Below are 9204 nucleotides of genomic sequence, written 5' to 3' on the forward strand. Positions count from 1 at the left end.
CTTCCGGCTCGACACAACCAGCCTGCGCGGCTTGTTCAACCAGCAGATCCACGGATCCAAGCGCTCGCTGCGTTCCGTGGAAGACTTTACGGAGTTCGAACAGCGCACCGCCTATTTCAACGGCGATCACGTGAGCGCCACCCGCAAGGGCGTGAACCTGCCGGATCGGCCCAACCAGGTCGCGATGATGGCGCAGATGCAGAACATCATCGATTTTCCTCCGGCACCCAAGCTCGATCCCTTTGGACGACTTGACCCGGCTACCGCCAGTGCGCTGGAGATCAAGGGCGAGCAGGTGTTCATGGGAAAGGGCCGCTGCGGCGAATGTCATGTTCCAGCCCAGTCCTTCATGGACAACAATATGCACGACCTGAAGCTCGAGCGATTCTACAAAGTTGGTCAGACGTTCAACGACCAGGTTGCCATTCCAGATGGACCCATCAAGACCTTCACGTTGCGCGGGATCAAGGATTCTCCGCCCTATCTTCATGACGGCCGTCTGATGACGCTGGGCGATACCGTTGAGTTCTTCAACCTGGTGCTCGGAACGAAGCTCGACCAATCGGAAAAGGAAGCATTGGTGGCCTATTTGCTCACGCTCTAGACATCATCCGGGAAAAACCGCGGCCGACAATTAACTAGGTATTGAATGGAGGACAGTTCATGCGTGCCGCCATAATGACAGTAGTCCTGGCAGTGTCGCCCTGCTGTGCGCTGGCGCAAATCGGCAATCCAGCCGGTCTTGCCCCCGATACCAGTATGGAGAAGCCTGGAGTTCCAGCACCGCACCAGACGAATTATCAGGATCGGCTTTTCGTACAGCTAATTACGGCAGGCGGCAGGGCCGAGATAGAGTTCGGGCGACTCGCGGCTGGAAAGACAAGCCACGAAGACCTCCGTGAATTTGCAAATCGGATGGTCGATGATCACAACAAGGCCAATGAGCAGCTGAAATCCGTGGCCGATAAAAGCAAGATTCCACTTCCCGAAGGGCTCGATCCAGATCACAAGAAAATCCGTTCCGATCTCGAAAAGCTCGACGGCGCCGCGTTTGAGCTGGCGTACCTGAGGGCGCAGATCGTCGATCACCAAAGGACGGCGCAGCTCCTGGCTTGGGAGATAGGCTCGGGCGAGGATGCAGCGCTTCAGCGCTTCGCCTCCGAAAAGCTGCCGACGGTGCTTGAACATCTTGACCTGGCCCGCACGTTGCACGCGAAGCTGGCAGGCCAAGCCCTGTTCGCGCCGGATACGCAAAAGGCCAAATGAAGCGGCGGTCATGTGGCACCTGAAAGTTCAGCTGCCTTCCGTGAATGTCAGCGCACGCGCTTCTGTTCGTCTGATTGAGAAAGTGACGCCATGGCGGAACTTCGGATCGCCGCCGCGCTTAATCCGGTGGAGGAGTTATCCGATGAACGCGACCAAAGAGTTTTTTGAAAGCTGGCTGCAGGAGAATGTCGGCACTCTTGCCGGCCAAGAGGAAGTGAGCTTCGCCGTGCTGGCTCAGCAATTCGAGCAGGATGCCGAAGCGGCCGGTTATGGTCGCGAGGTGCGTGAGGACGAGCTCGGAAACATTGAAGATGCGATCGAGCAAGCGCTCAAGAAAGCGCGAACTGGCGTGCATGGTGACGCCGCTGGCGAACCCAGCGATGTGGCAGCCCTCATGGATGCGCTGGAGGTCGAAGATGCCAAAAGCGGGCCGTAGGCCATACCAGATCAGCTCTTTTCGTTTGTCGAAGTTGCCGGGGTAGCCCCATGGAGCAGTTTCGCAAGGACATGGCCGCCTTGGCAGAGCCGGCTTTCTGGGTGACGATAGGTTTGCTTCTGGTCCCTTATGCGCTTGGAACGGTGCTGCTCGTTTGGACCTGCGGCTGCCTGTAAGGTGCTACTGACACACCCCGGTGGTGGTTCAACGGCCCTAACGCCATACAATACGGAGCTAATGCGCTCGCGGGGGGATCCTGCGCTGCAGCAATGTCCGAACGATCTCGTCGCCAGGAAGTTCATCGTCGACACCAAGCTCCTTTGCTGCCGGTAATCGCACCGCCGCGGCTGACAGCTTTTGCGAGAGGGGAGAGGGCCGCCGTGTGCAGGCGCCGACGCTATCTGCGCTCTCAAAGTTCCAGCTACGGCCCCCTGTCACGGTTCCCCGATCACGCGCCTGAAGCGCGTTTCCTTGCCTCGAAAATAGCCCAGCAGCTTGCGCGTTGCCTTGGAACACTTGTGTCATATCGAAGTTCGGCCCGCATAGGAGAACCGAGATGGCCATCCCACAAGCGGACAACGACAACCACCTGCGCATGAAGCCGGCTCATCGAGGCAAAATCTCGCCCAAGGGGGCGATACACCAGGTTAGAGCACGACCCAGGTACAAAATGGCTCTGCGGGCGACAAGAATTAAGGCGAGGCGCTGAGATGCCGCGGACCAATAATGACGCTCGCAACGAGAAGACCACATCAGCTGCAGCAATCATTGTCGACAAGGAACGTGCTGAGCGCGCCGCCAAGACGGCGCGGTTGAAGGAAGCGCGCCTCGCACAGGCCATCACGCCGTCTCCCATAGAACGCAAGCAGCGTGTCACCAAAAAGGTTCGCAGGATTTTTGTTGCTGGCTAGGAGGTGTCCGTGACGCGCAATCATGACAAGGAAAGATACGACCGCGCCAAACGCATCAGCCAAGAGACGCTGGACGCTGAACGCGCACAACGCGCCGAGAAGACGGCGCGGCTGAGACAAGCAAGGCTTGCACAGCGTCCGGTGGAGTCGTCGCCGGCGCAGCCGCAAACTCGCCGCAAACCCATCCAGGCTCTCAAAAAGAGAAGCCGTAAGGTGATCGAAGTCTTTTAGGCTCTCCACATCCGTGCGGAACACTGGGAGAGTCCAGCGGCGAGCGCGGCTGGGAGGGAGGGCTTCCGCGACCTGATCCAGCAAGGCTGCGAAATACCTGGCGAGCAATCGCGGGGACTTTGGATCTCCGCCTCCTCGCCATTATCAGAGCTGGGAGCGAAACCTGCTCGCAAAGTAGTCGGTGACCTTTTCGCTTAGCGGACGCGCTTGCCATTCTTCCAGACTGACCTGCCTTGATCGCTTCAGGTCCTCGTTGAAAACGTCTATTTGCGTCCGCGCGAATTCCAAGCCGTAGACGTTCAGACTGGCCTCATCGTTGAGGCGCAAGGATCGCTCATCCAGATTAGCCGAGCCAAAGCTCACCCAGACATCGTCGACGATCAAAAGCTTGGGATGGTACATTGTGGGTTGAAACTCAAAGATGCGCACACCGGCCTTGAGCAATTCGCCCCAGAAAAAGCGCGAGCCCTTTCGCACCACAGGCACATCCGTGAGCCAATTGGGAACGATGACATCGACCGAGACGCCTCGCTTCCTTGCATCAAGAATCTGCTGCAGCGCGATGTCGTCCGGCACGAAGTAGGCCATGCCGATGCGCAGATGATCCTTGGCCGCGGCTATTGCCGCCAACATCATCAGCTCCATGTTCTCCGAGCCGTTTGGCTGCGAAGAAAGTATCAACTGCGCATCGAGACCGCCAGCGGCCGCAACTGCAGGGTAGAACTTCCCGCCCTGCAATGTCTCGCCGGTCGTCTCAAGCCAGTTTTCGGCGAACGCCGCCTGGAATGCGGGCACGGCTGGTCCTTCGATCCGGTAATGGGTGTCGCGCCATTCATTTGAGTTGCGTGCGTTCCCGCGCCAATCATCGGCAATGCCGACCCCGCCGGTGAAAGCGATCCGGCCATCAACGATCAGCAGCTTGCGATGAGTTCGGTTGTTTACACGGTCCAACGTATACCAGCGTAGCGGCCGATAGCGTTCGAACCGCACACCTGCCGTCGTCATGATGCGGATCAGGTCCTCGTCGAAGGGAAGGCTGCCAACCCAGTCGACGTTCACGCGGACTTCCACGCCTTCGCGGGCCTTCGTCGCCAATGCGATCGCGAACTCGTAGCCGATGGCTCCTGACCAATAAATATACGTTTCCATGTTGACGCTGGATCGAGCCGCCCCGATTGCTTGCAGCATTGAGGGAAATATTTCGTCTCCGTTGACGAGAGTTTGGACCGCGTTGGAACCGAACATCTGCCCTTGCGAATAGCTGCTCATCGTCTTGGAAAATTGGGGATCCGTAGCGTCGAACCGGTGGGGGACGATAGATCGTAGAACGCGCGGCTGCGGAGTGAGGTTTATGATCAACACCGTGAGCAGGCTGCCGATGGCGGCAATGGCCAGATAGATGAGCACCTTTCGCCAAGGCGCAATGCGGGAGGTCTTCTTGCGGGCGCCTGACGCAACGGGACCGAAAGGCTGCACGTCAATCGCCCTGTTGCTGGCGATGGCGATGTTTTTCGATCTCCTCGGGCTCTTCATCGTCGATCCGGGTGATGTTTGAAGCCGCGTGATCTGACCGCAGGATCTCGTCCAGCTTGGCATGGATCGCTTGAGTGTCGCGGTGCTCCGCACGCTGGATGAACAGCGTCATCGCCCAGGTGAACAATGTTGCGGCTCCATGCCAATCCAAGCTCTGTCGCTCGAAAATCATCCAAAGAATTGCGTAGGCCAACAAGACCAGGAACGCAGCGGGACGGGAAGTCAGTGTGCCGATTGAGGTAAGGGCGCTGGTGATCGGATGATTTGCCATTCCAGAGAACTCGCGGCAGTCCCCCTGGTTCCGGCGAGACATCATACCGCCCCGCCGTGCCTGCAGTGGATTTGGGTCGGCCGCTTGAGTACATCGCCTCTGGCCGATCGTTACTTTCGATCGAGCACCTTTCGGACCTTCTCGGCCAGCTCGTCGATCGTGTAGGGTTTGGTCAAAAGCTCCGTTCCAAAATCGAGCGTGCCATTGTGAACAATCGCGTTTCGCGTGTAGCCGGTGGTGTAGAGCACCTTTAGTGACGGGTGCGATGTCCTGACCTTGTCCACCAGTTCGCGGCCTGACATTTCCGGCATGACCACATCGGTGAACAGAAGCGAAGGCACATGCCCGCTCTCCACGGCGGCAAGTGCATCTCGTGGCCCCGACATTTCCAGGACGGAATAGCCCAGTTCTCGCAGCGCTTCTGCGGCCATCAGGCGTACACGATCTTCATCCTCGACGATCATGATGACCTCGTCTGAATGTCCCGGATGCTCGCCCGCCAAGGCGGCGGCCGGGCTGTCGGGAATGCCGCCATGCGACCGCGGTAGATAGATCTTCAAGGTGGTTCCGACACCGAGTTCGGAATAGATCTTGACGCTGCCGCCGGACTGACGAACAAACCCATACACTTGGCTAAGTCCCAATCCGGTACCCTTGCCGACTCCCTTTGTGGTGAAGAACGGATCGAAGGCTCTTGCCAGCACGTCCGCAGTCATGCCCGTTCCGGAATCGGTGACCGCTATCATCACATACTGGCCCGAGGAGATCGCGTTTTCTCTCGCATACCGATCGTCAATATGGGCGTTAGACGTTTCAATCGTGAGCTTTCCGCCGCCGGGCATGGCATCGCGTGCGTTGACGCAAAGGTTGAGCAATGCGCTTTCCAATTGCCCTGCATCGGCCTCCACATGCCATAGCCCAGCGGCGAGCACCGTCTCGATTGCTATGGTCTCTCCAAGCGTTCGGCTCAGCAGTTCGCTCATGCCGGAGACGAGTCGATTAGGATTCAGGCGCGTCGGTGCCAAGGGCTGCTGGCGAGAGAAGGCAAGCAGCCGCTTGGTAAGTTCCGCAGCGCGTTGTGCCCCATCGATTGCACCGGTGACGAAGTGGTTCACGTTCGTGTCGCCGTTTCGGAGCTTGCGCTGCACGAGATTCAAACCGCCAATGATGACAGCCAGCATATTGTTGAAGTCGTGGGCGATGCCACCGGTAAGCTGTCCCACGGCCTCCATCTTCTGCGCCTGGCGCAGGTGCTCTTCTGCTCGGACGCGTTCGGCAACTTCCTCAGCCACACGCTGCTCAAGAGTGGCGTTGAGCGTCTGCAGCGCTTTGAACAGTCGGGAGTTGTCGATTGCCGTGGCGGCATGACCGGCCAGCCCCAGCAAGGCTGTCTCATGCTCTGCGGCAAAGACACCGCAACCGGAATGTCCGAAGAACAGCCCACCCAGCACTTCGCCCGATCGCGAAATGACCGGCACGGCAAGATAGGATCGCACGGGAAGATGGCCTTCCGGCATTCCCTTCCTCGGCGAATTTTTTCCATAGCGCACATCCATGAGGATATCATCGGAACGCACCACGCCCGTCCCGCGAAAAGTAGGCTCGAACACGGCCGTGTTGCGTGGCATGGGAAAATTTTCGAAAGCGGAGCGTGGCGCTCCCGACAGGGCGTAGAGCACATAGCTGTCCCCCGTGTCATCGAGGACATTGTAGAAAAAAGCTCCGAATTGCGCGCCTGACAGCGCGACGCCAGCGTCGGTGACAATCTGGACAATGCGCTCCACGTCCAGCTCGGCTGCCACGGCGGCGGCAGTCGCATTCATCATCTGAAGCTGGTTCTCCACCCGCTTTCGCGCGGTAATATCCATGACGGTGCCGATGAAACGCACCGCGCGTCCGGACCGGAAAAGAGATTCGCCCGTTGCAGCTATCCAACGCTCCTTTCCGTCGCGCAGCCCGATCGTCCGATATTCGATGTCGTAGCGGGAAGACTCGCCCGGCGCGAGCGCCCGGCGTACGGCCTCATCCGCCCGTTCACGGTCTTCTGGATGGAGACCGGCCAGGAACGCGCTCTCATATGTCACCTCCGCCTCAGGTGGCAGACCGAAGAGAGCTTTGCATCGGTCGTCCCAACGCAGCACCCTTGTGATGGGATCATAGTCCCACGTTCCGATAGCGGCCGCATCGGTCGCTAGCCTTAGCCGCTCCTCGCTCGCTCGGGCAGCCTGTTCCGAGCGGACGCGCTCGATGTGAGCCCATGACCGCTCTGTCACCTCCGCCAGCAAGGACAGTTCGCGCTGCGACCAGACGCGGCGCTGCGTGTCGTGAACGGCCATTAGCGCAGCCAGCCGGCCTTGCTTGACCAAGGGCATGCAGATCGTTGCCGTTATGCCGATGTCCTGAAAGGTCTTTGCTTCCTCGGGCGCAATTTCCTCGAGATTGTCGTTGATGACGAGCGGCCGATTGGCGGTCAGATTGCCAACAGCGAGGCGACCGAAATCGGCAAGACTGTAGTATCCCCTGATGCTAGGCGAGCCAGGAGCGCTCCAGTCGCCGCGAATGGTGAAGTGGTCCTGGTCCGGCTCCATGTCAGCGTAGGCGCAAATCGAAACGCCTAGATGTTCGCCAAGTAGACGGGTGGTGACCTCCATGACAGCGTCGGCATCTGTCGCCGGGGATATCTCTCTGCCGAGGCGATCCAGAAAGGCCAGGCGCTCGGCATTTTCACGCAGGGCCTTCTCCGCACGAAGCCGTTCAATTGCGGTGCGCGTCCGGTCAGCCACTTCCGAAACCAGAGCAACCTCGGCCGGCGTCCAGTGTCTTGGCTCGGAGTGATTGAGGTACAATAACGCAACCAACCCGCCGCGCTCCGTAACCGGCATGTTGATGACGGATTGGGCGCTGATTGCTTTGAGAGCCTCGGCATGGTCGTGGGTTCGCGGGTCTGTCTCGGCATTCTCGAAGACGACCGTCTCGCCTCGTTTCAAATCATCGACATAGGAGCCGTAGTCCCTGAAGTTCAGAGTTCCGGCCAGACTTCGGATTCCCGGCGCGTTCCAGTCTCTGTCGATGACTATCGTTTCTTTCTTGAGATCGATCGTGCCATATCCGGCTCGACTGATGCCAAAATGCTTCCCAAGCAATTCCGCTGCCGCAAATGCCAGTTCGGCAGGATCATCGATCTCCCGAATCCTGTCACCCAACCCCGCCAGAAGCTGGAAGCGCTGCACTTCAGACGAACGTTCGCGTGACGTGACTCCCATTTCGCCCCCGGTTGGTCGGACTAGATAATGCCGTCAGTCGCGAAGAGTTCCAGGCGCCGGACAACAGGTCGGGGCTAGGCCGCCGACGCATTGCGAAGAAACTTGCGTCACGACAGCCAAGGACAACTCCATATGCGCCCTCAACGGGCGAACGACGCGCCGTGCATCATAGTTTAATGACACCTGCTGGGCTGTGCCGCATAAAGCCATTGTCAGCGGCTGTGTAACGGGCGCCGCTGCTTGGGAGCAATCCCACTGTAGCCGAATAGGAGCGCCTGATGCTTAGCCGACCAACCCGCACGAATACGGAAGCTCTCTACCCCAGTGACCTGAACATCCTTCGCGACGCGTTCGACGCGCTGTGCCAGGAATTTGCTATCTTGCCCGACACGGCGGCGGCCAACGCCGTAGCGAGAGAGCTGATCAGGTTGTTTGAAACAGGAATGACGGAAGCGGCCACACTGATGATCGCCGTGCGCGCACGTTGGCAAGGCGACTGGGAGATGGGAGGCAGCAATGCTGCCTGAGGTTTGATGATCAAGCGCAATCAACCCGCTGCATCCTTTTCGACACCGCCGCGTTGAGCGTCAAACCTGCCAGAAATGTCCGATGCGCTGGCACAATGACTGGAGCGACCGATGCCGAAATTCCGCTTCGAGTTTATCGAAGGCATGGCCCAGCCTGCAATCTTTGCCGATATGGCTGATCGAGATGAGGCTGTCAGAGAGGCGAAGCGTGCAGCCAAGGAGGCCATGCTCGACGGAATTGTCGATGGCGTGGACCCGACCAGTTGGGTGACGAAGGTTTACGACGAAGCAGGCTATCTCGTCGCCACTCTCGGATTCCAGGATCTGGTCGCCGCGCCCAGGGATACGGAAGAGTTCAAGGAAACAGAGGAGCCAGGCGTCTTGCGATCGGGTTGAAGCCGGTTTCTCCGCTGTCGCCCTCGAGCCAGATGTTGCGGCCGCCGGGCAGATCACGCCGTGAACCCGAAAAAGACCGTTTCTGGCTGGTGCGGACAGCCTTTTTGTTTAATCTCCGAAAGACGCGCAGAGGCTGCAACACGGCTTCAGCCCACCTCGACGCTCTCGAGACGGGCGCGCGGGAGTTGAGATGCGATGCATAGAGACGCCTTCACCCCATCAGAACTTGCCCTGCTCAGTCGCGTCTTCGCACGCAGCAAAATCAAAAACGAAACCGCAACCGAGAAGGAGCGGCGCGCATCACGTATTCTGGCTTACTACCAGGCTGGGGTCACGGATGAGGATGAGCTAGAACTGCTTTCTCGCCAAC

The 9204-nt window shown here is 58.9% G+C and carries 9 protein-coding genes and 1 pseudogene; 7 read left to right on the top strand and 3 right to left on the bottom strand.

Annotation, left to right across the window (positions count from 1 at the left end; translation table 11 throughout):
- From EN884_RS14585 to EN884_RS14610, 5 genes and pseudogenes are all read left to right on the top strand, one after another.
- Nucleotides 1-604 (top strand): annotated as a pseudogene (locus EN884_RS14585) (cytochrome B6); the annotation flags it as partial.
- A gap of 59 nt (nt 605-663) precedes the next feature.
- On the top strand, nt 664-1266 hold the full coding sequence (locus tag EN884_RS14590) for a DUF4142 domain-containing protein (RefSeq protein WP_082826787.1): 603 nt from the start codon (nt 664-666) through the stop codon (nt 1264-1266).
- A gap of 142 nt (nt 1267-1408) precedes the next feature.
- Nucleotides 1409-1702: a DUF768 domain-containing protein gene (locus EN884_RS14595; RefSeq protein ID WP_013525111.1), complete on the top strand. Its 294-nt coding sequence runs from the start codon at nt 1409-1411 to the stop codon at nt 1700-1702.
- Nucleotides 1703-2412: 710 nt separating this feature from the next.
- A complete protein-coding gene (locus EN884_RS14605; protein WP_013525113.1) occupies nt 2413-2613 on the top strand; it encodes a hypothetical protein in 201 nt (66 codons plus the stop codon).
- A 9-nt stretch (nt 2614-2622) separates the two neighbouring features.
- Nucleotides 2623-2844: a hypothetical protein gene (locus EN884_RS14610; protein WP_013525114.1), complete on the top strand. Its 222-nt coding sequence runs from the start codon at nt 2623-2625 to the stop codon at nt 2842-2844.
- A 144-nt stretch (nt 2845-2988) separates the two neighbouring features.
- On the opposite strand, the gene EN884_RS14615 is transcribed toward EN884_RS14610, so the two are convergent.
- The 3 genes from EN884_RS14615 to EN884_RS14625 all read right to left on the bottom strand — a co-directional run bounded on the left by EN884_RS14615 (nt 2989) and on the right by EN884_RS14625 (nt 7911).
- On the bottom strand, nt 2989-4377 hold the full coding sequence (locus EN884_RS14615) for a phospholipase D-like domain-containing protein (RefSeq protein WP_082826786.1): 1389 nt from the start codon (nt 4375-4377) through the stop codon (nt 2989-2991).
- Nucleotides 4322-4648: a low affinity iron permease family protein gene (locus EN884_RS14620; RefSeq protein WP_027036398.1), complete on the bottom strand. Its 327-nt coding sequence runs from the start codon at nt 4646-4648 to the stop codon at nt 4322-4324. The genes EN884_RS14615 and EN884_RS14620 overlap by 56 nt, the downstream gene beginning before the upstream one ends.
- A 110-nt stretch (nt 4649-4758) precedes the next feature.
- A complete protein-coding gene (locus EN884_RS14625; protein ID WP_063170788.1) occupies nt 4759-7911 on the bottom strand; it encodes a GAF domain-containing protein in 3153 nt (1050 codons plus the stop codon).
- 278 nt (nt 7912-8189) lie between these two features.
- Here EN884_RS14625 and EN884_RS14630 point away from each other — a divergent pair, with 278 nt between their 5' ends.
- Together EN884_RS14630 and EN884_RS14635 are read left to right on the top strand one after the other, a co-directional pair.
- Nucleotides 8190-8438, top strand: coding sequence for a hypothetical protein (locus EN884_RS14630; RefSeq protein WP_013525118.1), 249 nt, complete (start codon nt 8190-8192; stop codon nt 8436-8438).
- Nucleotides 8439-8549: 111 nt separating this feature from the next.
- Nucleotides 8550-8834, top strand: a complete 285-nt coding sequence (locus tag EN884_RS14635; RefSeq protein WP_027161872.1) for a hypothetical protein — start codon at nt 8550-8552, stop codon at nt 8832-8834.
- The last annotated feature ends 370 nt before the right edge of the window (nt 8835-9204 follow it).

It is taken from the genome of Mesorhizobium sp. M7A.F.Ca.AU.001.01.1.1, from assembly GCF_004022735.1.
GTDB classification, from domain to species: Bacteria; Pseudomonadota; Alphaproteobacteria; order Rhizobiales; family Rhizobiaceae; genus Mesorhizobium; species Mesorhizobium ciceri.

Excerpts from the sequence above, each read along its gene's own strand:
- EN884_RS14615 (WP_082826786.1), bottom strand. The coding sequence starts at position 4,377 with ATGAAGAGCCCGAGGAGATCGAAAAACATCGCCATCGCCAGCAACAGG.
- EN884_RS14595 (WP_013525111.1), top strand. The coding sequence starts at position 1,409 with ATGAACGCGACCAAAGAGTTTTTTGAAAGCTGGCTGCAGGAGAATGTC.
- EN884_RS14635 (WP_027161872.1), top strand. The coding sequence starts at position 8,550 with ATGCCGAAATTCCGCTTCGAGTTTATCGAAGGCATGGCCCAGCCTGCA.
- EN884_RS14625 (WP_063170788.1), bottom strand. The coding sequence starts at position 7,911 with ATGGGAGTCACGTCACGCGAACGTTCGTCTGAAGTGCAGCGCTTCCAG.
- EN884_RS14630 (WP_013525118.1), top strand. The coding sequence starts at position 8,190 with ATGCTTAGCCGACCAACCCGCACGAATACGGAAGCTCTCTACCCCAGT.
- EN884_RS14590 (WP_082826787.1), top strand. The coding sequence starts at position 664 with ATGCGTGCCGCCATAATGACAGTAGTCCTGGCAGTGTCGCCCTGCTGT.
- EN884_RS14620 (WP_027036398.1), bottom strand. The coding sequence starts at position 4,648 with ATGGCAAATCATCCGATCACCAGCGCCCTTACCTCAATCGGCACACTG.
- EN884_RS14605 (WP_013525113.1), top strand. The coding sequence starts at position 2,413 with ATGCCGCGGACCAATAATGACGCTCGCAACGAGAAGACCACATCAGCT.